General features: G+C 60.1%; 28 protein-coding genes. 11 read left to right on the top strand and 17 right to left on the bottom strand.

The window, feature by feature from the left end; translation table 11 throughout:
- Nucleotides 1-19: 19 nt before the first annotated feature.
- Together ACA058_RS20325 and ACA058_RS20320 are read right to left on the bottom strand one after the other, a co-directional pair.
- Complete coding sequence (locus ACA058_RS20325; protein ID WP_497635638.1) at nucleotides 20-466, bottom strand: NUDIX hydrolase; 447 nt, start codon at nucleotides 464-466, stop codon at nucleotides 20-22.
- A gap of 174 nt (nucleotides 467-640) precedes the next feature.
- The gene (locus ACA058_RS20320) at nucleotides 641-2866 is read right to left on the bottom strand and encodes an NADP-dependent isocitrate dehydrogenase (RefSeq protein ID WP_497635637.1); all 2226 of its coding nucleotides are present in this window, start codon (nucleotides 2864-2866) and stop codon (nucleotides 641-643) included.
- Between the two features lie 494 nt (nucleotides 2867-3360).
- Between ACA058_RS20320 and icd the strand changes: the two genes are divergently transcribed.
- Entirely contained in the window at nucleotides 3361-4617 is a 1257-nt protein-coding gene (gene icd, locus ACA058_RS20315; RefSeq protein ID WP_007972065.1) for an NADP-dependent isocitrate dehydrogenase, read from the top strand.
- Nucleotides 4618-4697: 80 nt separating this feature from the next.
- Here icd and cspD read toward each other — a convergent pair whose 3' ends face one another.
- Nucleotides 4698-4964 carry a cold shock domain-containing protein CspD gene (gene cspD / locus ACA058_RS20310; protein ID WP_497635636.1) on the bottom strand — a complete coding sequence of 89 codons (267 nt, stop codon included), beginning with the start codon at nucleotides 4962-4964 and terminating at the stop codon, nucleotides 4698-4700.
- Nucleotides 4965-5188: 224 nt separating this feature from the next.
- On the opposite strand from cspD, the gene clpS reads away from it, so the two are divergent.
- The gene (clpS, locus tag ACA058_RS20305; RefSeq protein ID WP_020799529.1) at nucleotides 5189-5572 is read left to right on the top strand and encodes an ATP-dependent Clp protease adapter ClpS; all 384 of its coding nucleotides are present in this window, start codon (nucleotides 5189-5191) and stop codon (nucleotides 5570-5572) included.
- 30 nt (nucleotides 5573-5602) lie between these two features.
- Entirely contained in the window at nucleotides 5603-7873 is a 2271-nt protein-coding gene (gene clpA, locus ACA058_RS20300) for an ATP-dependent Clp protease ATP-binding subunit ClpA (RefSeq protein WP_497635635.1), read from the top strand.
- 223 nt (nucleotides 7874-8096) lie between these two features.
- On the opposite strand, the gene infA is transcribed toward clpA, so the two are convergent.
- From infA to trxB, 4 genes are all read right to left on the bottom strand, one after another.
- Nucleotides 8097-8315, bottom strand: a complete 219-nt coding sequence (gene infA / locus ACA058_RS20295; RefSeq protein WP_002553999.1) for a translation initiation factor IF-1 — start codon at nucleotides 8313-8315, stop codon at nucleotides 8097-8099.
- A 111-nt stretch (nucleotides 8316-8426) separates the two neighbouring features.
- Nucleotides 8427-9134 carry an arginyltransferase gene (locus tag ACA058_RS20290; protein ID WP_497635634.1) on the bottom strand — a complete coding sequence of 236 codons (708 nt, stop codon included), beginning with the start codon at nucleotides 9132-9134 and terminating at the stop codon, nucleotides 8427-8429.
- A gap of 56 nt (nucleotides 9135-9190) precedes the next feature.
- Nucleotides 9191-9871 (bottom strand): leucyl/phenylalanyl-tRNA--protein transferase, encoded by a 681-nt coding sequence (gene aat, locus ACA058_RS20285; protein ID WP_497635633.1) that lies wholly within the window; start codon nucleotides 9869-9871, stop codon nucleotides 9191-9193.
- A gap of 63 nt (nucleotides 9872-9934) precedes the next feature.
- Nucleotides 9935-10894 (bottom strand): thioredoxin-disulfide reductase, encoded by a 960-nt coding sequence (gene trxB, locus ACA058_RS20280; RefSeq protein ID WP_497635631.1) that lies wholly within the window; start codon nucleotides 10892-10894, stop codon nucleotides 9935-9937.
- Between the two features lie 271 nt (nucleotides 10895-11165).
- Here trxB and ACA058_RS20275 point away from each other — a divergent pair, with 271 nt between their 5' ends.
- The 6 genes from ACA058_RS20275 to cysG all read left to right on the top strand — a co-directional run bounded on the left by ACA058_RS20275 (nucleotide 11166) and on the right by cysG (nucleotide 18912).
- Nucleotides 11166-13607: a DNA translocase FtsK gene (locus ACA058_RS20275; protein ID WP_497635630.1), complete on the top strand. Its 2442-nt coding sequence runs from the start codon at nucleotides 11166-11168 to the stop codon at nucleotides 13605-13607.
- 68 nt (nucleotides 13608-13675) lie between these two features.
- Nucleotides 13676-14299, top strand: coding sequence for an outer membrane lipoprotein periplasmic chaperone LolA (gene lolA / locus ACA058_RS20270; RefSeq protein ID WP_008062032.1), 624 nt, complete (start codon nucleotides 13676-13678; stop codon nucleotides 14297-14299).
- A gap of 225 nt (nucleotides 14300-14524) precedes the next feature.
- Complete coding sequence (locus ACA058_RS20265; RefSeq protein ID WP_497635629.1) at nucleotides 14525-15847, top strand: replication-associated recombination protein A; 1323 nt, start codon at nucleotides 14525-14527, stop codon at nucleotides 15845-15847.
- Nucleotides 15847-16221, top strand: coding sequence for a fluoride efflux transporter CrcB (gene crcB / locus ACA058_RS20260; RefSeq protein ID WP_497635628.1), 375 nt, complete (start codon nucleotides 15847-15849; stop codon nucleotides 16219-16221). Before ACA058_RS20265 ends, crcB begins: the two co-directional genes overlap by 1 nt.
- 15 nt (nucleotides 16222-16236) lie before the next feature.
- Nucleotides 16237-17517, top strand: coding sequence for a serine--tRNA ligase (gene serS / locus ACA058_RS20255; protein ID WP_497635627.1), 1281 nt, complete (start codon nucleotides 16237-16239; stop codon nucleotides 17515-17517).
- Nucleotides 17518-18912, top strand: coding sequence for a siroheme synthase CysG (cysG, locus tag ACA058_RS20250; RefSeq protein WP_497635625.1), 1395 nt, complete (start codon nucleotides 17518-17520; stop codon nucleotides 18910-18912). It begins immediately after the preceding gene.
- Nucleotides 18913-19030: 118 nt separating this feature from the next.
- Here the strand turns inward: cysG and ACA058_RS20245 are convergent, their stop codons facing one another.
- From ACA058_RS20245 to ACA058_RS20205, 9 genes are all read right to left on the bottom strand, one after another.
- Complete coding sequence (locus ACA058_RS20245; protein WP_497635624.1) at nucleotides 19031-20029, bottom strand: glutathione S-transferase family protein; 999 nt, start codon at nucleotides 20027-20029, stop codon at nucleotides 19031-19033.
- Nucleotides 20030-20119: 90 nt separating this feature from the next.
- Nucleotides 20120-21121, bottom strand: a complete 1002-nt coding sequence (locus ACA058_RS20240; RefSeq protein ID WP_497635623.1) for a glycosyl transferase family protein — start codon at nucleotides 21119-21121, stop codon at nucleotides 20120-20122.
- A complete protein-coding gene (locus tag ACA058_RS20235; RefSeq protein ID WP_497635622.1) occupies nucleotides 21118-21453 on the bottom strand; it encodes a TusE/DsrC/DsvC family sulfur relay protein in 336 nt (111 codons plus the stop codon). Before ACA058_RS20235 ends, ACA058_RS20240 begins: the two co-directional genes overlap by 4 nt.
- Entirely contained in the window at nucleotides 21450-21743 is a 294-nt protein-coding gene (tusB, locus tag ACA058_RS20230) for a sulfurtransferase complex subunit TusB (RefSeq protein ID WP_497635621.1), read from the bottom strand. The genes ACA058_RS20235 and tusB overlap by 4 nt, the downstream gene beginning before the upstream one ends.
- Nucleotides 21743-22105: a sulfurtransferase complex subunit TusC gene (gene tusC, locus ACA058_RS20225; RefSeq protein ID WP_497635620.1), complete on the bottom strand. Its 363-nt coding sequence runs from the start codon at nucleotides 22103-22105 to the stop codon at nucleotides 21743-21745. The genes tusB and tusC overlap by 1 nt, the downstream gene beginning before the upstream one ends.
- Nucleotide 22106: 1 nt before the next feature.
- Entirely contained in the window at nucleotides 22107-22499 is a 393-nt protein-coding gene (tusD, locus tag ACA058_RS20220; RefSeq protein ID WP_497639973.1) for a sulfurtransferase complex subunit TusD, read from the bottom strand.
- Between the two features lie 200 nt (nucleotides 22500-22699).
- Nucleotides 22700-23404 (bottom strand): YoaK family protein, encoded by a 705-nt coding sequence (locus ACA058_RS20215; RefSeq protein ID WP_497635619.1) that lies wholly within the window; start codon nucleotides 23402-23404, stop codon nucleotides 22700-22702.
- Between the two features lie 25 nt (nucleotides 23405-23429).
- Nucleotides 23430-23759, bottom strand: a complete 330-nt coding sequence (locus ACA058_RS20210; RefSeq protein ID WP_497635618.1) for a DUF6388 family protein — start codon at nucleotides 23757-23759, stop codon at nucleotides 23430-23432.
- A 20-nt stretch (nucleotides 23760-23779) separates the two neighbouring features.
- Nucleotides 23780-24028 (bottom strand): hypothetical protein, encoded by a 249-nt coding sequence (locus tag ACA058_RS20205; RefSeq protein ID WP_497635617.1) that lies wholly within the window; start codon nucleotides 24026-24028, stop codon nucleotides 23780-23782.
- Between the two features lie 148 nt (nucleotides 24029-24176).
- On the opposite strand from ACA058_RS20205, the gene ACA058_RS20200 reads away from it, so the two are divergent.
- Nucleotides 24177-24527: a hypothetical protein gene (locus ACA058_RS20200; protein ID WP_497635616.1), complete on the top strand. Its 351-nt coding sequence runs from the start codon at nucleotides 24177-24179 to the stop codon at nucleotides 24525-24527.
- 136 nt (nucleotides 24528-24663) lie between these two features.
- On the opposite strand, the gene ACA058_RS20195 is transcribed toward ACA058_RS20200, so the two are convergent.
- A complete protein-coding gene (locus ACA058_RS20195) occupies nucleotides 24664-25089 on the bottom strand; it encodes a GNAT family N-acetyltransferase (RefSeq protein ID WP_497635615.1) in 426 nt (141 codons plus the stop codon).
- 144 nt (nucleotides 25090-25233) lie between these two features.
- On the opposite strand from ACA058_RS20195, the gene ACA058_RS20190 reads away from it, so the two are divergent.
- A complete protein-coding gene (locus ACA058_RS20190) occupies nucleotides 25234-25671 on the top strand; it encodes a hemerythrin domain-containing protein (protein ID WP_497635613.1) in 438 nt (145 codons plus the stop codon).
- Nucleotides 25672-25715 lie beyond the last annotated feature (44 nt).

The raw sequence follows: 25715 nt of genomic DNA, 5'->3' as shown, positions 1-25715 counted from the left end.
CAGGCAACAGCCTGCAAGGCTAAAGAGAAGGACGGATCAATTCGAGACCGAAGTGTTGACCGCCCAGATAGTCGTCGATGCAGCGGATGATCAGTTCGCTGCGCCAATTGTCGCGCTGCTCGATTAATTCCTCGCGGGTCAACCACTTAGTGCCGACGATGCCGTCGTCCAGTTGATACTCGGGGTGATGTTTCAGCGGTTTGGCGATGAAGCAGACCCGTTGGTAGGTCACGCCGTTGCTCGGGGCGGTATACAGATAAATGCCCAGTACGCCGGTGGGTTCGATGTCCCAGCCGGTTTCCTCGAGGGTTTCGCGCACGGCGGCTTCGGTCAGGGTTTCGTTCGGGTCCAGGTGGCCGGCCGGCTGGTTGAGCACCACGCGTCCGTGCTTGAGTTCCTCGACCATCAGGAAGCGGCCGTTGTCTTCGACGATGGTGGCGACGGTGATGTGGGGTTGCCAGTCCATTAATTTGCCTCGAATCATTGTAGGAGCAAAGCTTGCTCGCGATGGTATCACTGCGGTGTATCCGGAATATCGCGGTGCCTGCATCGCGAGCAAGCTTTGCTCCTACGGGATGTTGGTGTGTCAGAAACAGAAAACCCGGCACTTGGGCCGGGGTTTCTTTACATCACTACAGCCTTACACCAACGCTGCAACCGCCGCGTTGAAAGTTGCGCTCGGGCGCATGGCCTTGCTGATCAGCTCGGCGTCGGCGTGGTAGTAACCGCCGATGTCCACTGGCTTGCCCTGAACAGCGTTGAGCTCGGCAACGATGGTTGCTTCGTTCTCGGTCAGGGTCTTGGCCAGGGTCGCGAACTGCGCTTGCAGTGCAGCGTCTTCAGTCTGGGCAGCCAGGGCCTGAGCCCAGTACAGCGCCAGGTAGAAGTGGCTGCCGCGGTTGTCGATGTTGCCGACTTTGCGCGATGGCGACTTGTTGTTGTCCAGGAACTGGCCGGTGGCCTGATCCAGGGTCTTGGCCAGAACCAGCGCCTTGGGGTTGTCGTAGGTCATGCCCAGGTGCTCAAGGGAAGCGGCCAGGGCCAGGAACTCGCCCAGGGAATCCCAACGCAGGAAGTTTTCTTCCAGCAGTTGTTGAACGTGCTTCGGAGCCGAACCGCCAGCGCCGGTTTCGAACAGACCGCCGCCATTCATCAGCGGAACGATCGACAGCATCTTGGCGCTGGTGCCCAGTTCCATGATCGGGAACAGGTCAGTCAGGTAGTCGCGCAATACGTTGCCGGTCACCGAGATGGTGTCCTTGCCGGCGCGGGTGCGCTGCAGGGTGAACTTCATCGCGTCAACGGGTGCCATGATCTGGATGTCCAGGCCGGCAGTGTCGTGATCCTTCAGGTAAGCCTGAACTTTCTCGATCACTACGCCGTCGTGGGCACGCATTGGGTCCAGCCAGAAGATCGCTGGAGTGCTGCTTGCGCGAGCACGGTTGACGGCCAGTTTGACCCAGTCCTGGATCGGCGCGTCCTTGGTCTGGCACATGCGGAAGATGTCGCCGGCTTCAACCGACTGTTCCAGCAGCAGGGTGCCATCGGTGCCGGTCACGCGGACAACGCCGTTGGTCTTGATCTGGAAAGTCTTGTCGTGGGAACCGTACTCTTCGGCTTTTTTCGCCATCAGGCCAACGTTCGGCACGCTGCCCATGGTGGTTGGATCGAAAGCGCCATTGGCCTTGCAGTCTTCAATGACTGCCTGGTAGATGGTGGCGTAGCAGCGATCCGGGATCACGGCCTTGGTGTCGTGCAGCTGGCCGTCGGTGCCCCACATCTTGCCCGAGTCACGGATCATCGCTGGCATCGAGGCGTCGACGATGACGTCGCTCGGCACGTGCAGGTTGGTGATGCCTTTGTCGGAGTTGACCATGGCCAACGACGGACGAACGGCGTAGACCGCCTGGATGTCCGCTTCGATGGCGGCTTGCTGCTCGGCAGGCAAAGCCTTGATGCGCGAGTACAGGTCACCGATGCCGTTGTTCAGGTTGAAGCCGATCTGCGCCAGCACGTCAGCGTGCTTGGCCAGGGCGTCTTTGTAGAACTCGGCAACGATCTGGCCGAACATGATCGGGTCGGAGACCTTCATCATGGTGGCTTTGAGGTGGACCGACAGCAGCACGCCTTGTTGCTTGGCGCTTTCGATCTCGGCCGCGATGAAGCTGCGCAGGGCGTTTTTGCTCATGACCGCGCAATCGAGGATCTCACCGGCATGTACGCTGGTTTTTTCCTTCAGGACGGTGGTGGTGCCGTCTTGAGCGATCAGTTCGATTTTAACGGCGCCGGCGGCGTCGATCAGGGCGGCTTTTTCGCTGCCGTAGAAATCACCGCTGCTCATGTGCGCGACGTGGGACTTGGAGTCCGCAGCCCAGGCGCCCATTTTGTGCGGGTGCTTGCGCGCGTAGTTCTTTACCGACAGCGGAGCGCGACGGTCGGAGTTGCCTTCGCGCAGTACCGGGTTCACGGCGCTGCCCTTGATCTTGTCGTAGCGCGCCTTGGCTTCTTTGTCGGCGTCGCTGCTCACGGTCTCCGGGTAGTCCGGCAGGGCGTAGCCCTGGGCTTGCAGTTCCTTGATCGCGGCTTGCAGTTGCGGAACCGAGGCGCTGATGTTCGGCAGCTTGATGATGTTGGCTTCAGGCGTAACGGCCAGGGCGCCCAGTTCGGCGAGGTGGTCGGCTACGGCTTTGTCGCCCAATTGCTCGGGGAAGCTGGCCAGGATGCGCCCTGCAAGAGAGATATCGCGGGTTTCAACGGCGATATCAGCCGAGGCGGTGAAGGCCTCTACGATAGGCAACAGTGAATAGGTGGCGAGGGCGGGAGCTTCGTCGGTGAAGGTATAGATGATCTTCGAGCGGGTGGGCATATTCGGATTAACTCTCTCTTCTTTGCTAAAGCGTGCGCAGAAACTCGAGGGGCGCCGGGTAAGCGCGTTCGTTCAAAGTCATCCATGAGCCGAATATCGAGATTTCGTTGCTGTGATGTTGGGTGCATCAGTAGGGCGTCAAGCAGCCGGGCTGCGGTAACAGGCCGGATTGTCGGGCGGAAAAGCTCGTCATAGAACATCTCAGCCGTCGTGACCCTTTAGTCAGCGGGCCGCATTATACATAGGTTGCTGGCAATCTGCCGATGGTTCATACACAACGATTGTCGTCCATTGGTCTAAAGGTCGCAGGGACGAGCAAGGCGTAAGGTCATTCGTCGTGCTTGAGTTTGGCGCTTTTCCCTTTGCTTTCAGGCTTGTAGGTCGCAGGTAACGTGGCTTTGCGGCATATGAATGGAACATAGGGTTTGCGCGCCGATTTAACTGGGTTACGCTCGAACCAAGCCAGATGTTCAATCCAATCAATGGAGTTCAGCATGGGTTACAAGAAGATTCAGGTTCCAGCCGTCGGCGACAAAATCACCGTCAATGCAGACCATTCTCTCAATGTTCCTAATAACCCGATCATTCCCTTCATCGAAGGCGACGGCATTGGTGTCGACATCAGCCCGGTCATGATCAAGGTTGTCGATGCTGCTGTGAAAAAGGCTTACGGCGGCGAGCGCAAGATTTCCTGGATGGAAGTGTACGCCGGGGAAAAAGCGACTCAGGTTTACGATCAGGACACCTGGCTGCCTCAGGAAACCCTGGACGCGGTCAAGGATTACGTGGTTTCCATCAAGGGCCCGCTGACCACGCCGGTCGGTGGCGGTATCCGTTCCCTCAACGTGGCCCTGCGCCAGCAACTCGACCTGTATGTCTGCCTGCGCCCGGTGCGTTGGTTTGAAGGCGTGCCAAGCCCGGTCAAGAAGCCAGGCGACGTCGACATGACGATCTTTCGCGAGAACTCCGAAGACATCTATGCCGGCATCGAGTGGAAGGCCGGTACCCCGGAAGCCACCAAGGTCATCAAGTTCCTTAAAGAAGAAATGGGCGTTACCAAGATCCGTTTCGACGAAAACTGCGGTATCGGCGTCAAGCCGGTGTCCCTGCAAGGCACCAAGCGCCTGGCGCGCAAGGCCCTGCAATATGTGGTCGACAACGATCGCGATTCGCTGACCATCGTGCACAAAGGCAACATCATGAAGTTCACCGAAGGTGCCTTCAAGGAATGGGCCTACGAAGTGGCGGCTGAAGAATTTGGCGCGACGCTGCTCGACGGCGGTCCGTGGATGCAGTTCAAGAACCCGAAAACCGGCAAGAACGTCATCGTCAAGGATGCCATCGCCGACGCCATGCTCCAGCAGATCCTGCTGCGCCCGGCCGAGTACGATGTGATCGCGACCCTGAACCTGAACGGCGACTACCTCTCCGACGCCCTGGCGGCGGAAGTGGGCGGTATCGGTATCGCGCCGGGCGCCAACCTGTCCGACACCGTGGCCATGTTCGAAGCCACCCACGGTACCGCACCTAAGTACGCCGGCAAGGACCAGGTGAACCCGGGGTCGTTGATCCTGTCGGCTGAAATGATGCTGCGCCACATGGGCTGGACCGAAGCGGCCGACCTGATCATCAAGGGCACCAACGGCGCGATTTCCGCCAAGACCGTGACCTATGACTTCGAGCGCTTGATGGAGGGCGCCAAGCTGGTTTCCTCGTCTGGCTTCGGCGATGCGTTGATCTCGCACATGTAACAAAACCCAGGCATGCGAAAACCGCCCGGCTCAAGCGATTGAACCGGGCGGTTTTTTTATGACTGGGTGACGGTGCTGCGTTAAACCGTAACTGTCTGTTGCGTAGCAGGTGTAGTGACCTTCGTCGTATCGACAGGGGCGCCGATGTTGACGGCGTGCAGGCCTTTAGGCCCCTGGATAATCTCGAAGACAACGGCTTGCCCGGCTTTCAGGGTTTTATAACCCTCCATTTGAATGGCCGAGTAGTGAGCAAACAGGTCTTCCGATTTGCCGTCCTCGTTGATGAAACCGTAACCCTTGGCGTTGTTGAACCATTTCACCTTGCCGCTGACCTTGACACCTGACATACCAACTCCCTCTGCAACAGACTCCATCACTGGAGTATCATCCAGTACATCCGCAGTCACTTCTTAGAAAAAAAGTTGACTCCGCGGACCTTTTTTACCCACTGTGGGCTCTATTGGTTGTAACACCGTTTTGCCGATAGTCAAGCTGACCAGGCAGTCGGAGTTGAAATCGCCCAAGACCGCCCCCACCACTGTATTTGCACAACTGACGAACCTTTCTTTCCATGCATGCAATCAGCCAGATTCGACTAACATTCAATCAGGATCGCCCGACTCTCCAGAAAGATCGCCCGGAGGAACACGACGACGATTCCGCAGGCATTGCTGTTCAGGAGGCCAAGCCTGCTTTACAGGCGCCGCCGATGTACAAGGTGGTTTTGTTCAATGATGACTACACACCGATGGATTTCGTCGTCGAAGTGCTCGAGGTGTTTTTTAACCTGAATCGCGAGCTGGCGACCAAGGTCATGCTGGCTGTCCATACAGAAGGGCGGGCAGTATGTGGAGTGTTTACCCGCGACATCGCCGAGACAAAGGCCATGCAGGTCAACCAGTACGCCAGGGAAAGCCAGCATCCGCTACTCTGTGAAATCGAGAAGGACGGTTAATCGCCGACCACTTGGGTATGAGGTGAAGCTATGTTAAACCGCGAGCTCGAAGTCACCCTCAATCTTGCCTTCAAGGAGGCTCGTTCGAAGCGTCATGAATTCATGACCGTCGAACATCTCCTGCTGGCCCTATTGGACAATGAGGCTGCCGCCACCGTTTTGCGTGCGTGCGGCGCGAACCTCGACAAACTCAAGCATGACCTGCAGGAGTTCATCGACTCCACCACGCCATTGATCCCCGTGCATGACGAGGATCGTGAGACCCAGCCAACCCTGGGCTTCCAGCGTGTACTGCAACGTGCTGTGTTTCACGTACAGAGCTCGGGCAAACGCGAAGTGACTGGCGCCAACGTGCTGGTCGCGATCTTCAGTGAGCAAGAGAGTCAGGCGGTGTTCCTGCTGAAACAGCAGAGCGTTGCCCGCATCGATGTCGTCAACTACATCGCCCACGGCATTTCCAAGGTGCCTGGGCACGGCGATCACTCCGAGGGTGAGCAAGATATGCAGGACGACGAGGGCGGTGAGTCTTCATCTTCAGGCAATCCACTGGATGCTTATGCCAGCAACCTTAATGAGCTCGCGCGCCAGGGTCGAATCGATCCATTGGTAGGCCGTGAGATGGAAGTCGAGCGCGTCGCCCAGATCCTGGCCCGCCGCCGCAAGAACAATCCGCTGCTGGTGGGCGAGGCGGGCGTGGGTAAAACCGCGATTGCCGAAGGCCTGGCCAAGCGCATTGTCGACAATCAGGTGCCGGACCTGCTGGCCAACAGCGTGGTGTACTCCCTCGATCTGGGTGCCTTGCTGGCCGGGACCAAATACCGCGGCGATTTCGAGAAGCGCTTCAAGGCGTTGCTCAATGAGCTGAAAAAACGTCCGCAGGCGATCCTGTTCATCGACGAAATCCACACCATCATCGGTGCGGGTGCCGCGTCCGGTGGCGTCATGGATGCCTCGAACCTGCTCAAGCCGCTGCTGTCGTCCGGTGATATCCGCTGCATCGGCTCGACCACCTTCCAGGAATTCCGCGGGATCTTCGAGAAGGACCGTGCCCTGGCTCGGCGCTTCCAGAAGGTCGATGTGTCGGAGCCGTCGGTGGAAGACACCATCGGTATTCTGCGGGGCCTGAAAGGGCGTTTCGAGTCCCATCACAATATCGAATACAGTGATGAGGCCCTGCGCGCCGCTGCCGAACTGGCTTCGCGCTACATCAATGACCGGCACATGCCGGACAAGGCCATCGACGTCATCGACGAGGCCGGTGCCTACCAGCGCCTGCAGCCGGTGGAGAAACGGGTAAAACGCATCGAAGTGCCTCAAGTCGAGGACATCGTCGCGAAAATCGCGCGGATTCCGCCAAAACACGTCACCAGTTCCGACAAGGAACTGCTGCGTAACCTTGAGCGTGACCTGAAGCTGACGGTGTTTGGTCAGGATGCTGCAATCGATTCGTTGGCGACCGCGATCAAACTGTCCCGTGCCGGCCTCAAGTCGCCTGACAAGCCAGTCGGTTCGTTCCTGTTCGCAGGTCCCACCGGTGTCGGTAAAACCGAAGCGGCACGTCAGCTGGCCAAGGCGCTGGGGGTCGAGCTGATTCGCTTCGACATGTCCGAGTACATGGAGCGCCACACCGTATCGCGTCTGATCGGTGCGCCTCCAGGCTATGTCGGGTTCGATCAGGGCGGTCTGCTGACCGAAGCCATCACCAAGCAGCCACACTGCGTGCTGTTGTTAGATGAAATCGAGAAGGCGCATCCGGAAGTCTTCAACCTGCTGCTGCAGGTCATGGACCACGGGACGCTGACCGATAACAACGGGCGCAAGGCCGACTTCCGCAACGTGATCGTCATCATGACGACCAACGCCGGTGCCGAAACCGCAGCCCGTGCTTCGATCGGTTTCACCCATCAGGACCACTCGTCCGATGCGATGGAAGTGATCAAGAAGAGCTTCACGCCAGAGTTCCGCAACCGTCTGGACACCATCATCCAGTTTGGTCGCCTCAGCCATGAGGTCATCAAGAGCGTGGTGGACAAGTTCCTTACCGAACTTCAGGCGCAGCTGGAAGACAAGCGTGTATTGCTGGAAGTCACCGATGCGGCCCGCAGCTGGTTGGCGGCCGGCGGTTACGACTCGGCGATGGGCGCACGTCCCATGGCGCGCCTGATCCAGGACAAGATCAAGCGTCCACTGGCGGAGGAAATCCTCTTTGGCGAACTGGCCGAACATGGCGGTGTGGTACACATCGACATCAAGGACGGCGAGCTGACCTTCGAGTTCGAAACCACGGCTGAAATGGCCTGACGTTCGGAAGCAAAACAAAAAGGCGCCGAGAGGCGCCTTTTTGCTGTCTGCTGTTCTGATCGTTCCCACGCTCCGCGTGGGAATGCAGCCCGGGACGCTCCGCGTCCCTTTAAGAGCCGAACGCGGAGCGTCCGTTGAGGCATTCCCACGCAGAGCGTGGGAACGATCGATCACGCGCAAACAAAAACGCCCGGCATAAGCCGGGCGTCTTGTATTGACCTGATTAACGAGCGCGGTAAGTGATGCGCCCTTTGCTCAAGTCATAGGGCGTCAGCTCGACGCGCACCTTGTCACCGGTAAGAATACGAATGTAGTTCTTGCGCATCTTGCCGGAAATATGCGCGGTTACGACGTGCCCGTTTTCCAACTCCACACGAAACATGGTGTTGGGCAGGGTGTCGACGACAGTGCCTTCCATTTCGAAGCTGTCTTCTTTCGACATGCAGTAAAGCCCTCGGTGTCCAATGAATGGCCCGGTGCAACTGCGCCAGGCAAAAGCGGCGTGCATTGTGCCCGAAAAGTGGTGTTTAAGCCAAGGGGTTTAGGGCTTGCTTTAGTTCAGAACAACCCAGCGCTGGTTTATCAGCAGTTCGATGGGGCGATACTGGGTCTTGTAGCTCATTTTTTTGCAGTTCTTGATCCAGTAGCCCAGGTAAACCGCGTCCAGCCCCAGGCGTCGGGCCTCGGCAATTTGCCAGAGTATGGCGTAGCGCCCCAAGCTGCGGCGCTCTTCGGCGGGCTCATAGAAGGTGTAGACCGCCGACAGACCGTTCGGCAGAAGGTCGGTGACGGCGATGGCCAGCAACTGGCCTTGGAGGCGGAATTCGTAGAACCGTGAAAATGGCAGGTCGCGGACCAGAAAGGTCGAAAACTGATCGCGGCTGGGCGGGTACATGTCGCCATCGGCATGGCGTTCTTCGATGTAGCGCTGATAAAGATCGAAATACTCTTCGCTGAAACCTGGCTTGGCGGGGCGGACCTGCAAGTCGGCGTTGCGTTTGAAAATGCGTTTTTGCTGACGATTGGGTGTGAATTGCCCTATAGGAATGCGCGCCGGTACGCACGCATTGCAATTCTGGCAATGGGGTCGATACAGATGGTCGCCACTGCGCCGAAAACCCATTTCAGACAGATCTGCATAGACGTGCACATCCATGGGCTGGCTAGGGTCGAGAAACAGGGTGGTGGCCTGCTCCTCGGGCAGATAACTGCAGGAGTGGGGTTGAGTGGCATAAAACTTCAAACGCGCCAACTCGGTCATGATCAACCCTCGGGATAAGCTTTTGAATAAGTGTAAGCCACGCGCGCCAAAGTCGCTCAGCAAACCCAGGTTGCACGATTGGGTTGGTCCAGATGCTGCGCCAGGTAATCGGCAAACACACGGCGCGGAATCGCCCGCGCGCCCAGGCTGTGCAAATGGTCGGTGGGCATCTGGCAGTCGATGAGCACAAAACCCGAGTCTTTCAGATGTCGCACCAGTGTGGCAAAGCCAAATTTCGAGGCATTGTCGGCAAGGCTGAACATGGATTCGCCGAAAAACAATTGGCCCATCGCCAGGCCATACAACCCACCCACCAGTTCATCCTGGTCCCAGACCTCAACCGAATGCGCATGGCCGCGACTGTGCAACTCGATATAGGCGTTCTGCATGGCTTCGGTGATCCAGGTGCCGTCTGCATACTCCCGGGGAGCGGCGCAGGCGCGGATGACTGCGGCAAAATCCTGATCGAAGGTCACCTGGTAGCGTTGTTGGCGCAGGAGCTTGTTCAGGCTGCGGGACACGTGCAGTTCATCGGGAAACAGCACGGTGCGAGGGTCCGGCGACCACCAGAGAATCGGCTGCCCTTCGGAAAACCAGGGGAAACAACCATGGCGGTAAGCCTGGATCAATCGATCGGCGGACAGGTCGCCACCGGCCGCCAGCAATCCGTTGGGATCGCGCATGGCCTTTTCCAGCGCCGGGAACGTCAGGGTGTTGCGTTGTAACCAAGTCAGCATGGCGTCAGGGCTTACAGAAGGGGAGGGCGATGGCGGGCGTCGGGCCCGCCGTAAAGTGTGCCGTCAAACAGCGGGAATGTCGTCGAGGTATTTTTCCGCGTCCAGGGCGGCCATGCAGCCGGCGCCAGCGGAGGTGACGGCCTGGCGATACACGTGATCGGCGACGTCACCCGCGGCAAACACGCCTTCGATGGCGGTTGCCGTCGCATTGCCTTCGCTGCCGCCGTTTACCAGCAGATAACCATCACGCATTTCCAGTTGACCGGCGAACAGGTCAGTATTGGGCTTGTGACCGATGGCGATGAACACGCCAGTCAGCGGCAACTCCGTGAGTGCGCCGGTATGACTGTCGCGCAGGCGCGCGCCGGTCACGCCGCTGGCGTCACCCAGTACCTCGTCCAGATTCTGGTTCCAGTGCAGGCGAATATTGCCCTTGGCGGCCTTTTCAAAGAGTTTGTCCTGAAGAATCTTTTCCGAGCGCAACTTGTCGCGACGGTGAATCAGATGGACTTCCCGGGCTATGTTCGACAGATAGAGCGCCTCTTCAACGGCGGTATTGCCACCGCCCACCACCGCGACCACCTGGTTGCGATAGAAGAAGCCGTCGCAGGTCGCGCAGGCTGAAACCCCTCTGCCGGCAAAGGTCTCTTCCGAGGGCAGCCCCAGATACTGTGCCGAGGCGCCAGTGGCAATAATCAGGGCGTCGCAGGTATAAGTGCCGCTGTCACCGATGAGTTCGAAGGGGCGTTGTTGCAACTTGGCGGTATGGATGTGGTCGTAAACGATCTCGGTGGCGAAACGCTCGGCGTGTTTTTGCATGCGTTCCATCAGTACTGGCCCGGTAAGGCCTTCGACATCGCCAGGCCAGTTATCGACTTCCACGGTGGTGGTGAGCTGGCCACCTGCCTGTATGCCGGTAATGACAACGGGTTTGAGGTTGGCGCGAGCGGCATACACGGCTGCGCTGTAGCCCGCGGGACCGGAACCCAGGATGATCAGGCGGGAATGCTTCGCTTCGCTCATAAAAACACCTCATAAGCCTTTGTCACAAAAGAGAATGCGTGCTCAAATTGAGTCGCACGTAATGTGCTTTGACTATGCTACACCCAAGAGTTGCCAGCATGGCATCGTACGTACAAACCCGTACAATGCCTGGCTGTAACAGTGTTTGTAACAAAATAGGCATCGCCTTTCGTGTTTATGAAAACCGATGCGCAGTGTTAAAAGTAGTCCCGGTTACGCCTGTTAACTTTTTTACCTGCCTGGATTGGGCAGTTTTATAGTCATTCAACAGATGGACGCGCCGTTGGCGCAGGAAAAACAGGTTTTGAAGAAATCCACCGCAGCACCCAAAACAGTCGTTCCACTCTGGCGCCAGCACTTGCACTACCGCCTCAAGGAAGGTGCATTGATCGCCATCGGTGCGTTGTGCCTGTTCCTGATGATGGCCTTGCTGACCTATGGCAAGGACGATCCGGGCTGGAGCCATAACAGCAAGATCGACGACGTGCAGAACTTCGGCGGCCCGGCGGGCTCCTACAGCGCCGATATCCTGTTCATGGTGCTCGGTTACTTTGCCTATATCTTTCCGCTGTTGCTGGCGATCAAGGCCTATCAGATCTTCCGCCAACGCCACGAGCCGTGGGAGTGGAGCGGCTGGCTGTTCTCCTGGCGCCTGATCGGCCTGGTGTTCCTGGTGCTGTCCGGTGCCGCGCTGGCGCACATTCATTTCCATGCCGCGACCGGTCTGCCGGCCGGCGCTGGCGGGGCGCTAGGCGAGAGTCTTGGCGAACTGGCGAAGAACGCGCTGAACATCCAGGGCAGCACACTGCTGTTCATCGCCCTGTTCCTGTTCGGCCTCACGGTGTTCACCGACCTGTCATGGTTCAAGGTGATGGACGTTACCGGCAAGATCACCCTCGACCTGTTCGAACTGTTCCAGGGCGCCGCCAATCGCTGGTGGGCGGCCCGTACCGAGCGCAAGCAACTGGTGGCGCAACTGCGTGAAGTCGATGAGCGCGTGCACGATGTGGTCGCGCCGTCCGTCACCGACAAGCGTGAACAGGCCAAGGTCAAGGAGCGCCTGATCGAGCGCGAGCAGGCCCTGAGCAAGCACATGTCCGAGCGTGAGAAGCAGGTGCCGCCGGTGATCGCCCCGGCGCCACCCAAGCCGCCAGCGCCGAGCAAACGCGTGGAAAAAGAGAAACAGGCGCCGTTGTTCGTCGACAGCGCCGTGGAAGGCACCTTGCCGCCGATCTCGATTCTCGACCCGGCGGAAAAGAAACAACTCAATTACTCGCCCGAATCCCTGGCGGCCGTCGGCCACCTGCTGGAAATCAAGCTCAAGGAATTCGGCGTCGAAGTCACCGTGGATTCGATCCACCCGGGTCCGGTGATTACCCGTTACGAGATCCAGCCAGCGGCCGGGGTCAAGGTCAGCCGTATCTCCAACCTGGCGAAAGACCTGGCCCGTTCCCTGGCCGTGACCAGTGTGCGCGTGGTGGAAGTGATTCCGGGCAAGACCACGGTCGGTATCGAGATTCCCAACGAAGACCGGCAGATCGTGCGCTTCTCCGAAGTGCTGTCGACCCCCGAGTACGACAACTTCAAGTCCCCGGTGACCCTGGCCCTGGGCCATGACATCGGCGGCAAGCCGGTGATCACTGACCTTGCGAAGATGCCGCACCTGCTGGTAGCCGGTACCACCGGTTCCGGTAAGTCGGTGGGGGTGAACGCGATGATCCTGTCGATCCTGTTCAAGTCTGGCCCGGAAGACGCCAAGCTGATCATGATCGACCCGAAAATGCTCGAGCTGTCGATCTACGAAGGCATTCCGCACCTGCTGTGCCCGGTGGTCACCGACATGAAGGACGCCGCCAACGCCTTGCGCTGGAGCGTCGCCGAGATGGAGCGACGCTACAAGCTGATGGCGAAGATGGGCGTGCGTAACCTGTCCGGCTTCAATGCCAAGGTCAAGGAGGCGCAGGACGCCGGCGAGCCGTTGAGCGATCCGTTGTACAAGCGCGAAAGCATCCACGACGAAGCGCCATTGCTGCAGAAGCTGCCGACCATCGTCGTGGTCGTCGATGAATTCGCCGACATGATGATGATCGTCGGCAAGAAGGTTGAAGAACTGATCGCCCGTATCGCCCAGAAGGCGCGGGCGGCGGGTATTCACCTGATCCTCGCGACCCAGCGCCCGTCGGTGGACGTGATCACCGGTCTGATCAAGGCCAACATCCCGACCCGCATGGCGTTCCAGGTGTCGAGCAAGATCGACTCGCGGACCATCATCGACCAGGGCGGCGCCGAACAATTGCTGGGTCACGGTGACATGTTGTACATGCCGCCGGGTACCAGCCTGCCGATCCGGGTGCACGGCGCGTTCGTTTCCGACGATGAGGTTCACCGCGTGGTCGAGGCCTGGAAACTGCGCGGTGCGCCGGAATACAACGATGACATCCTCAACGGTGTCGAAGAGGCGGGCAGCGGCTTTGAAGGCAGCAGCGGTGGCGGCGATGGCGATGATCCCGAGGCCGACGCGCTGTATGACGAAGCAGTGCAGTTCGTCCTGGAAAGCCGTCGCGCGTCCATCTCCGCGGTTCAGCGCAAGCTGAAGATCGGCTACAACCGCGCCGCGCGCATGATCGAAGCCATGGAAATGGCCGGGGTCGTGACGTCCATGAACACCAACGGTTCGCGTGAAGTCCTGGCCCCTGGCCCGGTACGCGACTGACCCGATACTGAAAAGGGGCGGCGTCTCGAGGCTCCGCCCGCACTCCCACGAATGTTATGAGGACTCCCATGCGTCTGATCCGCATGCTGTTGCTGCCGGTACTGGCTTTGAGCACGCTCTCGGCCCACGCCGATGACAAGGACGTGGCACGCCTGACCCAATTGCTGGAAAAATCCCAGACCCTGACCGCACGTTTCTCCCAGCTGACCCTGGATGGCACCGGTACCCAGTTGCAGGAAACCGCCGGCGAGATGTCGCTACAGCGTCCGGGCCTGTTCTATTGGCACACCAATGCGCCTGCCGAGCAGACCATGGTCTCCGACGGTAAAAAGGTCACCTTGTGGGACCCGGATCTGGAACAGGCCACCATCAAGAACCTCGATCAGCGCCTGACCCAGACGCCAGCGCTGCTGCTGTCCGGTGACGTGTCGAAGATCAGCCAGAGCTTCGATATCAGCGCCAAGGAAGCCGGCGGCGTGATCGACTTCACCCTGAAGCCGAAAACCAAGGACACCCTGTTCGACAGCCTGCGCCTGTCGTTCCGCAATGGCCTGGTCAACGACATGCAGCTGATCGACAGTGTCGGCCAGCGCACCAATATCCTGTTCACCGGGGTGAAGGCCAACGAGCCGATCCCGGCCTCCAAGTTCAAGTTCGACATTCCCAAAGGGGCGGACGTGATCCAGGAGTAAGACACCGGACCTGTGGGCGGGCTTTTGTGGTGAGGGGATTTATCCCCGTTCGGCTGCGCAGCAGTCGCGAAATCATTGCATGCGTAATTACTGATACTCCGCAGTAGCATTTTTTGGGGGCGCTTCGCGGCCCAACGGGGCGGTGCGACGTTTCGCTAAATCCCCTCACCACAGGTTCGCAGCAGGCTTGAGAGAGTTGTACTACCCGAGGTTTCATAATTAGTGATGGACCTGTTTCGCAGCACCCCGATCGCCCAACCATTGGCCGCCCGTTTGCGGGCGACCAACCTGGACGAGTATGTCGGTCAGGAACACGTGCTCGCTCGCGGCAAGCCATTGCGCGAAGCCCTGGAGCAGGGTGCCCTGCATTCGATGATTTTCTGGGGGCCGCCGGGGGTGGGCAAGACCACCCTGGCGCGGCTGCTGGCGGAAGTATCGGAGGCGCATTTCGAAACGGTGTCGGCGGTGCTCGCCGGCGTGAAGGAAATCCGCCAGGCGGTGGAAATCGCCAAGCAGCAGGCCGCGCAGTACGGCCGACGGACGATTCTGTTCGTCGACGAAGTGCACCGTTTCAACAAGTCCCAGCAGGATGCGTTCCTGCCGTATGTCGAAGACGGCACGCTGATTTTCATCGGCGCGACCACGGAAAACCCCTCGTTCGAACTCAACAACGCCTTGCTATCCCGGGCGCGGGTTTATGTGCTCAAAAGCCTCGACGAAGCCGCCTTGCGCAAACTGGTGCACCGCGCGCTGACCGAAGAGCGCGGCTTGGGCAAGCGCAACCTGACCCTCAGCGATGAAGGCTTCCAGATGCTGCTGGCGGCCGCCGATGGCGATGGCCGGCGCTTGCTCAATCTGCTGGAAAACGCCTCGGACCTGGCCGAAGACAACAGCGAGATCGGCACCGATCTGCTGCAAAGCCTGCTCGGTGATACCCGTCGGCGGTTCGACAAGGGTGGCGAAGCGTTCTACGACCAGATCTCCGCGCTGCACAAGTCCGTGCGTGGCTCCAACCCCGACGGCGCGTTGTACTGGTTCGCGCGCATGATCGATGGCGGCTGCGATCCGCTGTACCTGGCCCGGCGCGTGGTGCGCATGGCCAGCGAAGACATCGGCAATGCCGACCCGCGTGCGCTGAGCCTGTGCCTGGCGGCGTGGGAAGTGCAGGAGCGCCTCGGCAGCCCCGAAGGCGAACTGGCGGTGGCGCAGGCCATTACGTATCTGGCTTGCGCGCCGAAAAGCAACGCGGTGTACATGGGCTTCAAGACCGCACTGCGTGCTGCCGCCGAGCACGGCTCGCTGGAAGTGCCACTGCATTTGCGCAATGCGCCGACCAAGCTGATGAAACAGCTCGGTTATGGCGACGAATACCGTTATGCCCATGACGAACCCGATGCCTACGCCGCCGGGGAAGACTACTTCCCGGAAGAACTTGACCCGATCCCCTTCTATCAGCCGGTGCCCCGTGGCCTGGAGCTGAAGATTGGCGAAAAGCTCAATCACCTGGCGAAACTCGACCGTTTAAGCCCCCGGCAGCGGAGAAAATAGTGCTTGCCTTGATCGTTGCGGTTTCCGTCGGCGGGGTGGCTGGCACCTTGCTACGCTTTGCCACGGGTAACTGGATCAACGCTAATTGGCCGCGGCACTTCTATACCGCCACGCTGGCCGTTAATATCGTCGGCTGTTTGCTGATCGGCGTTTTATACGGTCTGTTTTTGCTACGCCCGGAGGTGCCGATCGAGGTGCGCGCCGGGTTGATCATCGGCTTCCTCGGGGGGCTGACGACTTTTTCATCCTTTTCACTGGATACGCTGCGCCTGCTGGAAAGCGGGCAAGTGCCGCTGGCCCTGGGCTATGCTGCCATCAGCGTATTCGGCGGGCTGCTCGCCACCTGGGCTGGCCTGTCCTTGACCAAACTTTGATAACGAGAGACCGACATGCTCGATTCCAAACTGTTACGTAGCAACCTTCAGGACGTAGCGGACCGCCTGGCATCCCGTGGCTTTGCCCTGGATGTCGCGCGCATCGAAGCGCTGGAAGAACAGCGCAAGACCGTCCAGACCCGCACCGAAGCACTGCAGGCTGAACGTAACGCGCGCTCCAAATCCATCGGTCAGGCCAAGCAGCGCGGCGAAGACATTGCGCCGTTGATGGCGGATGTCGAGCGCATGGCGGGCGAATTGAGCGCCGGTAAAGTCGAACTGGACGCGATCCAGACCGAGCTGGACTCGATCGTGCTCGGCATTCCGAACTTGCCGCATGAATCGGTGCCGATCGGCGAAGACGAAGACGGCAACGTCGAAGTGCGCCGCTGGGGCACGCCGACCGCGTTCGATTTCCCGGTGCAGGACCACGTCGCCCTGGGCGAAAAGTTCGGCTGGCTCGACTTCGAAACCGCCGCCAAGCTGTCCGGCGCCCGATTCGCCTTGCTGCGCGGCCCGATCGCCCGCCTGCATCGCGCCCTGGCGCAGTTCATGATCAACCTGCACGTCACCGAGCACGGCTACGAAGAGGCCTATACGCCTTATCTGGTCCAGGCCCCGGCGCTGCAAGGCACCGGTCAACTGCCGAAATTCGAAGAAGACCTGTTCAAGATCGCGCGCGAAGGCGAAGCCGATCTGTACCTGATCCCGACCGCCGAAGTGTCGCTGACCAACATCGTCGCCGGCGAAATCGTCGATTCGAAACTGCTGCCGATCAAGTTCGTTGCCCACACTCCGTGCTTCCGCAGTGAAGCCGGTGCGTCGGGTCGCGACACCCGCGGCATGATCCGTCAGCACCAGTTCGACAAGGTCGAGATGGTGCAGATCGTCGAGCCGTCGACCTCGATGGAAGCGTTGGAAGGCTTGACCGCCAACGCCGAGAAAGTCCTGCAACTGCTGGAATTGCCTTATCGCACGATTGCCCTGTGCACCGGCGACATGGGCTTCAGTGCGGTCAAGACCTACGACCTGGAAGTGTGGATTCCGAGCCAGGACAAATACCGCGAAATCTCGTCATGTTCCAACTGCGGCGACTTCCAGGCCCGCCGTATGCAAGCGCGTTTCCGCAACCCGGAAACCGGCAAGCCGGAACTGGTGCACACCCTGAACGGTTCCGGCCTGGCGGTCGGTCGTACCCTGGTGGCGGTGCTGGAAAACTACCAGCAGGCCGACGGTTCGATCCGTATACCTGAGGTGCTCAAGCCGTACATGGGTGGCCTTGAGGTCATCGGCTAAATGAACTATCTGCCGCTGTTCCATAACCTTCGCGGCAGTCGTGTGTTGGTCGTCGGTGGGGGGGAAATTGCCTTGCGCAAATCCCGCCTGCTGGCCGATGCCGGTGCGCTGCTGCGGGTGGTCGCACCTGAAATCGAAGTGCAGCTGCGCGAGCTGGTCACCGCCAGCGCTGGCGAGTGCCTGATGCGCGGTTACGTCGAGACGGATCTGGATGGTTGCGCGCTGATCATTGCTGCCACCGACGACGAAGCGCTGAACGCACAAGTGTCCGCCGATGCCCGTCGGCGTTGTGTCCCGGTCAATGTGGTGGACGCGCCGGCCTTGTGCAGCGTGATCTTCCCGGCCATCGTCGACCGTTCGCCGTTGATCATTGCCGTGTCCAGCGGTGGCGATGCGCCGGTGCTGGCGCGTTTGATCCGCGCCAAGATCGAAACCTGGATTCCTTCGACCTACGGTCAACTGGCTGGCCTGGCGGCGCGTTTCCGTCATCAGGTGAAAAAGCTGTTCCCGGATGTGCAGCAGCGTCGCGCGTTCTGGGAAGACGTTTTCCAGGGCCCGATTGCCGACCGGCAACTGGCCGGGCAGGGCGGTGAAGCCGAGCGTTTGCTGCAGGCGAAAATCGCTGGAGAAGCGCCAGTGGCCACTGGTGAGGTGTATCTGGTGGGCGCAGGTCCTGGTGATCCGGACCTGCTGACGTTCCGCGCCTTGCGCCTGATGCAGCAAGCCGACGTGGTGCTGTACGACCGCTTGGTGGCACCGGCGATTCTCGAGTTGTGCCGGCGCGATGCCGAGCGCGTCTACGTCGGCAAGCGCCGCGCCGATCACGCCGTGCCGCAGGACCAGATCAACCAGCAATTGGTCGACCTGGCGAAACAGGGCAAGCGTGTGGTGCGGTTGAAGGGCGGTGATCCCTTCATCTTCGGCCGTGGCGGTGAAGAGATCGAAGAACTGGCGGCCCATGGCATCCCGTTCCAGGTCGTACCGGGCATCACGGCGGCCAGCGGTTGCGCCGCCTATGCCGGGATACCGCTGACCCACCGCGATTACGCGCAGTCGGTGCGGTTTATTACCGGTCACCTGAAGGACGGCTCCACCGATCTGCCGTGGGCCGACCTGGTCGCACCGGCGCAGACCCTGGTGTTCTACATGGGGTTGGTGGGTTTGCCGAGCATCTGCGAACAGTTGATCAAGCATGGTCGCGGGGCGGATACCCCGGCGGCGTTGATCCAGCAGGGCACCACGGTCAATCAGCGGGTGTTTACCGGCACGTTGGCGGACCTGCCACGACTGGTGGCGGAGCATGAAGTGCATGCGCCGACGTTGGTGATCGTGGGGGAAGTGGTGCAACTGCGCGAGAAATTGGCGTGGTTCGAAGGGGCTCAGGGGCAGGTCTAGAGACCGCGTCGCGCCGATCGCGAGCAAGCTTTGCTCCTACAGGGGATTTGTGAGCGACACAAATCCCCTGTAGGAGCAAAGCTTGCTCGCGATGAGGCCCTCAAAACCTCCACAAATCTCAGGCCTTGCGCCAAACCCCTTTCCCACTCAACCGCTCCCGATCATGGGCCGCGGTGAAATCCTGCTGCGGCCCTTTCGGGACGATCCCCGTCGGGTTGATGGTCTTGTGACTGCCGTAGTAGTGGTTCTTGATGTGTTCGAAATCCACCGTCTCGGCAATCCCCGGCCACTGGTAAATCTCCCGCAGCCAGTTCGACAGGTTCGAATAATCGGCAATGCGCCGCAGGTTGCACTTGAAGTGACCGTAATACACCGCGTCGAAACGAATCAGCGTGGTGAACAGGCGAATGTCTGCTTCGGTCAGGTACTCACCGGTCAGGTAGCGATTGGCACTTAACAACTGCTCCAGCCGATCCAGTTCTGCGAACAATTCATCGAAGGCTTCTTCATAAGCGGTTTGCGACGTGGCAAACCCGGCGCGGTATACGCCGTTGTTCACTGCTGGATAAATTCGCTCGTTCAGCGCGTCAATGTCGCCGCGCAGCGGTGCCGGATAGAAGTCCAGGTCATTGCCGGTCAGCTCATCGAAGGCACCATTGAACATGCGGATGATTTCCGCCGATTCATTGTTGACGATGCGATGCTGCTGTTTGTCCCAGAGCACCGGCACCGTGACGCGGCCGGTATAGTCGGCGGTATCGGCGGTGTAGCGCTGGTGCATGAAGTCAAAGTGATCGAGTTTGTCACCGGTGGAGCCGTGGGACTTGTCGAAAGTCCAACCGTTCTCCAGCATCAGATAGCTGACCACTGACACATCGATCAGGCTTTCCAGACCTTTGAGTTTGCGCAGGATCAGCGTGCGGTGGGCCCACGGACAGGCGAGGGACACGTAGAGGTGATAGCGGCCCGGCTCGGCAGCAAAACCACCGACACCACTGGGGCCGGGTTGGCCGTCAGCAGTGACCCAGTTGCGACGCTGCGCCTGTTCACGCTGGAACGTGCCGTCCTTGCTTTCGTACCACTTGTCCTGCCAACGACCTTCAACTAACAAACCCATGTCCGAGACTCCTCAACCGATAAGCGTTGGAGAGGAGTCTATGCTGGTAGGTTCGATAAAAAAGCGCAAAGTTTGCAGGGTTATGATCGATTAAATCGATTTGTCCCGCACATCCCAATATCGCTGGGCGGTCTCGAACGCTTGCTCGCGGGTCTGGCCAAGGCCGCGTAATGCCAGGGCCATGGTCGAGATCAGGGCCATTTGCGGGTAACTGTCCACCACATCGCCGCGCCATACCGCCTTGAGGTGCGCAGGTTCCAGACTGGCGGGTTTGACGTGGCGCTGACTCGACAGTTGCGGCCATTCCTCATCCCAGCTCTCGCCGCCGGTGGTCCCGTACAAGTGACTGTCGGCGTCGGGGTTGATCTCGATCTCGCCGCCATCGCCCTTGACCACGATCGCGGTGTCGCCGAGCAAGCCGCTGGCATCGCGATGCACCGCCTGGTAGCCGGGGTGGAAGATGCTTTGCAGGCCGCAACGGGCGCTCAATGGGTTGAGAATTCGCGCCAGCGAGTGGATTGGCGAGCGCAGGCCGAGGGTGTTGCGCAGGTCGATCATGCGTTGCAGTTGCGGCGCCCAGTCCACCAACGGCATGAAGGCCAGGCCGCCGTTGTCCAGCGCTGCTCCAACTTGCTGCCAGTTACGGCACATCGGGATGTTCAGCTCATCCAGCAGTTGTTCGCTGTAGAGCCGACCCGCGGTGTGCGCGCCGCCGCCGTGCATGAAGACCCGCACGCCGTTCTGCGCCAGGCACTTGGCCGCCAGCAGGTACCACGGCAGATGACGCTTCTTGCCGGCATAGGTCGGCCAGTCGAGGTCGACCGCCAGTGCCGGCGCTTGCAAGCGCTCGCGCAAGGCTTCGGTGAAGCCGGCCATTTCCTGCGCGCTTTCTTCCTTGTGGCGCAACAGCATCAGGAAGGCGCCGAGTTGGGTGTCCTCGACCTGGTCGTCGAGCACCATGCCCATGGCGGCGCGGGCTTCTTCACGCGTCAGGTCGCGGGCGCCGCGCTTGCCTTTGCCGAGGATGCGCACGAATTGGGCGAACGGGTGCTCGACAGGCGTTTCGAGGGTCAGCGCTGGATAGTCGGTCATAAGCAATTCGTCGGTTTGGGCAGGCCCGCGAGTTTCGCGGCGAGTTTGGCAGGGGTGCCTTTGAACAGTCGGTTCAGGTGCAGGCTGTTGCCTTTCTCCGGGCCGAGTTTCAATGCGGTGTACTTGATCAGCGGCCGGGTGGCCGGCGACAGCTGGAATTCAGCGTAGAAACTGCGCAGCAGTTCGAGGATTTCCCAGTGTTCGGGGCTCAACTCGATGTCTTCGGCGACGGCCAGGGCACTGGCGACGTCCGCCGACCAGTCACTGAGCTCCAGCAGAAAACCGTCCTTGTCCAACTCGATGGCGCGCTTGCCGACCGTCAATACATTCATAACCAGCTGTTGACCTTGTCGTGGTGGATCGACAGTTCGACGAAGGCCGGATAATCGACAGCCGTTGCCCAGCCCGGAACATCGATAGTCCGGGCCTGGGCATCTTCGGCCAGAACGTAAAGTGTCAGGCCGCGCGCATTCAGCGCCGTGAAAGGTGCGGTGCCCGGCTGCAAGGCATAGGCCGCGTCACCGCACAGCAGCAGCGCGTCGTTGGTACCGATCACGCGCAGGCAACTGTTCAGGCGGTCGTCGCCGAACGGGGAATGAGACAACACATGCAAAGTCGACATCAGAGGGTGATCACCTGGTCGTAACGGTCAATGAGTGCAGTGATTTCGAGGGCGGCCAACACGCGGGCTTCCTCCAGCGCCAGGGCACCAGGGTCCAGACCACGTTCGGCAGCGCTGTCGGCACAGACAAACAGTTCTTCGACGCCGAACATTGGCAGTGCCTGCAGGTTGGCGCTCAGGTCTTTCTGTTGCAGGGACTTGGCGTCCTGATTCCTGGCGAGCTGGAACACGCCGTCGTCGAGAAACAGCAGGCCGATCGGCAGATCGAAGGCGCCGCCCGCCAGCACGATGTCCAGCGCTTCCCGCGCACCCGGACCGGACCATGGTGATTGGCGGCTGATGATCAGCAAGGAATTAGCCATCTCACGCACCTCCGAAGCAGATCAGGCGGTCAGCGTCTTGCACCGCGTCATGCAACTGGCCGAGGCCGGACAATTCCCACGGCGCGCCGACGGCGACAGCCTCGCGCTGATAGCGCTTGGCTTCTTCCTCGTTCAACACCCCACGGCGCAAGGCGGCGGCGATGCACACCACGCCATCCAGTTGGTTTTCGCTGACGAAGGCGCGCCATTGCCTGGGCAAGTCCTGTTCGTCCTGGGGCGTGACCACGCTGCTGGACGCGTTGTGGACGCCATCCTGGTAGAAAAACAGCCGGACAATCTCATGCCCGCCGGCGAGCAGCGCCTGGGCGAACAGCAAGGCGCGGCGCGAGGAGGGCGCATGGGCGGCGGAAAACACGGCGATGGCGAACTTCATGGCGGACTCGATCAGCGAAACTTCGGCCATGATAAAGCTTTATCGGCGGGGCGGCTAAATCGATGTTGTCTGAGCGGGCCTCTTCGCGAGCAGGCTCGCTCCCACAATGGATCCGTGTCAAATACAAAACTGGAATCCCCCACAAAACCCCTGTGGGAGCGAGCCTGCTCGCGAAGGGGCCCGCTCAGGCAGTACAAAAATCAGCGCGGCATATACCCCAACTGCCAACGCCGCGGAATCTTCAACGACAGCAATCCCAGCGCCGCCGCCAGCAGGCCGCTGGCAAAAAGTGCCTTGAGCCCAAAATGATGTTCCAGCACCGCACCAAGTACCGCACCCACGAACATGCCGGTCCAGGGGATCAGTTGCACGCGCCAACCGCTGCGGCGCTCGCCGAGCATCCAGCGCCCCAGCCCGCGGCCGAAGCGTGACAGGGCGCCGGTGACATAAGTCAGGCCCACAGGCAGCCCGTTGACCTCTTCCACGGCGGCATTGAGCATGCCCATGGCGATGATTGCCGCCAACAGGGCGGGCAGTTGCGAGTCATAGGGCCAGGCCGCGGCGGCGCACAGCAGGGTGGCGATGCAAAGCAGCAAGGGCAGTGACCGGCGCCCGCCCAGGCGGCTGACGATAATGCCCAGCGCATTGCCGACAATGAAGGTAGCGATGAGGATCACCAGGCGCAGGGTCAACCCCAGGTCGCCAGCACTGATGGCGACGGCCATCCGGGTGGTGTTGCCGCTCATGAACGAGACGAAATCGCCGCTGGCCATGAAGCCGATGGCGTCGGTCATGCCGGCCAGCACCGAGAGCATGGCCACCAGGCTCAGGCCGATGCGCCCGCGCCATTTCTGCGTGTGCAGGTGTCCGGGGCTGGCGTGTGTCCTGGAAGGGGAAGGCAGCATCGGCGATGACGTCCTCAAACGGTGGTCAGGGTGTTATCCCGTACAGGTCGCAATACTCCAGCCATTCCATGCCGGCCATTTCCGCGACTTCCCGGTGCACTTCCAGACGCTGGGCCTGATAGTCCTCAGGTGTTGCGGCGGTCAGTTGCAGCGTCAGCTCCCAGGCAAACAAACCCAGTTGCTCGGCTTCGGCTTCAAAGGCCTCATGCAAACGCTCATCGCGAAACTGCGCGAGAGTTTCGCCCTTGGCCTGGGCCAGCAGCGGGTTGAGGTGGTCGAGCTCGACGCGCAGTTCGGGACGTTCGTCGAGAAACTTGTTCAGTGCCTGTTCGTGTTGCAGCTCGGATGCCGCCATGGTCACTCCTTGAGAACGGATTACGAAGACTGTTTCTTGCGGGCCGCGGCCGCTGCCGCCAGACACTCGAGGGCGAACTGCTCGGTATAGGTCATCTGGATCGGCGTGGTTTCGCCCTTGACGGTTCTTTCGCCGTCAAGGATGTAACGAATCCGCTTGTCGGTGACGCCGATTCGCTTGGCGATCCAGGAAGGTGTCTGACCGATCTGGCTGATCAGCTTGTCGGCATATTCAGTGGTCGGTTTGTAAAACTCGGCGTTGGGTGTCATGAGGCTTCCAGTGAAAGGTGCAATACAGTGCTATTGGCGCGACAGGGTGCGCGAATCGTCACGCGGTGTCGCGGTATAAATGAAGTAAAGCAGAACGATACGCTGTGCCACGGTGATACAGTCCGCTTTTTCCTGATGAGTGAATGCAATGCGAATTCTGATGGTGGCGCTGGCCGTCACCTTGCTGGCGGGATGCGCGGGCTCGGCGATGAACGATGCTCGTACCAAGGCCCCGTACAAGACCCTCAACTCTGACAAGCCGGCGAAAGACGTCGTCCAGTGCGTGCAGTTTTCCTGGCAGGACGAAGCGGTGTTCGGTGTCGATGCTGCCGCGTACCTGGAGCCTGGAGAGAAGGGTAGCACCACCGTCTACACCCGCTCGGCGGAGTCTTTTGTCGATGTGACCACCGATGCCTCGGGCACCGTGTTGAGTTACTACGCGCAGCAGGATGACTTTGTTGCCAAGCGGCGTTTGGCGGCGTTGGCGACCTGCCTCTGATCTGACACTGTACCCCCCCTGTAGGAGCGAGCATGCTCGCGATGGACTTCCGGGCGCCGCTGGGTATCTGGCTCCCCGCGTTATCGTTAACGTCCATCGCGAGCATGCTCGCTCCTACAGGGGGGGGTGTAGATAATCAGTAGTTCAGGCGCTTCTGGAAGAAGAAGTGCTTGTACCCCGGCGGGTAGTCGGCGATGTGGCCGATCTCGCTGTAACCGCATTTGCGGTAGAACTCCGGTGCCTGGAATTCGAAGGTGTCGAGCCACAGTCCGACGCACTTCCTCTCCCGCGCCAGGTCTTCGGCCATCTGCATCAGCTTCGTGCCCATGCCCTGTCCCCGGGCCTGCTCCGGCACCGACAGCAGGTCGATGAACATCCACTGGTAAAACAACCGGGCGTAAAGGCCGCCAAGGATCACATCGTTTTCGTCGCGGACCAGCAGGGCAATCTGCTCGGGTACGGCGCCGTCGGCCTTCGAGGCATTGTAGGCGCGCAGCGGCAACAGGATGGCCTGGCGCTCCTCTTCCGTGGGGTTAGGCGAGAACTCTATTCGCAGGGTCATGGCTATGTCCTTATGGCAGTGAATCGGCAGCCTATCGTGGTTGCCGTCATTGTTCCATCACTCCAAGGAGTGGAACCGTCGCCAACGCGCAGATGTCATTTATTGTGACGCGCCATTCCAGAGTGCGACCGATGAGGACATTCCGTGAATATTTTCGAAGCCTTGCGCGAAAGCCACGAGCGCCAGCGCACCTACGCCAAAGCCCTGATCCGCACCAGCGGCGATAGCCCTGAACGCGTCGAGGCGTACAAGCAGCTCAAGTCAGAACTGCAGGCTCACGAAACCGCTGAAGAACGGCATTTCTACATCCCGCTGATGGAATTCGACAATGGCGTCGACCTCAGCCGCCACGCGATCGCCGAGCATCACGAGATGGATGAAATGATGGAAGAACTGGACGGGACCGAGATGTCCAGCCCGGCCTGGCTGGCGACCGCGAAGAAGTTGTCGGAGAAGGTTCACCATCATCTCGAGGAAGAAGAGCAGAAGTTCTTCCAGATGGCCGGCAAGTTGCTTGACGACAAGCAGAAAGAGTCGCTGGCGACGCAGTATGAAAAGGAATACAAGGCGCAGCTTGCTTGAGGAATGTAGGAGCGAGCATGCTCGCGATGGACGTCAACGATGAC

It is taken from the genome of Pseudomonas sp. LBUM1649 (assembly GCF_059716155.1).
Note: the sequence above shows the minus strand (reverse complement) of the source record. Positions and strands in the feature narration are given on the sequence as shown.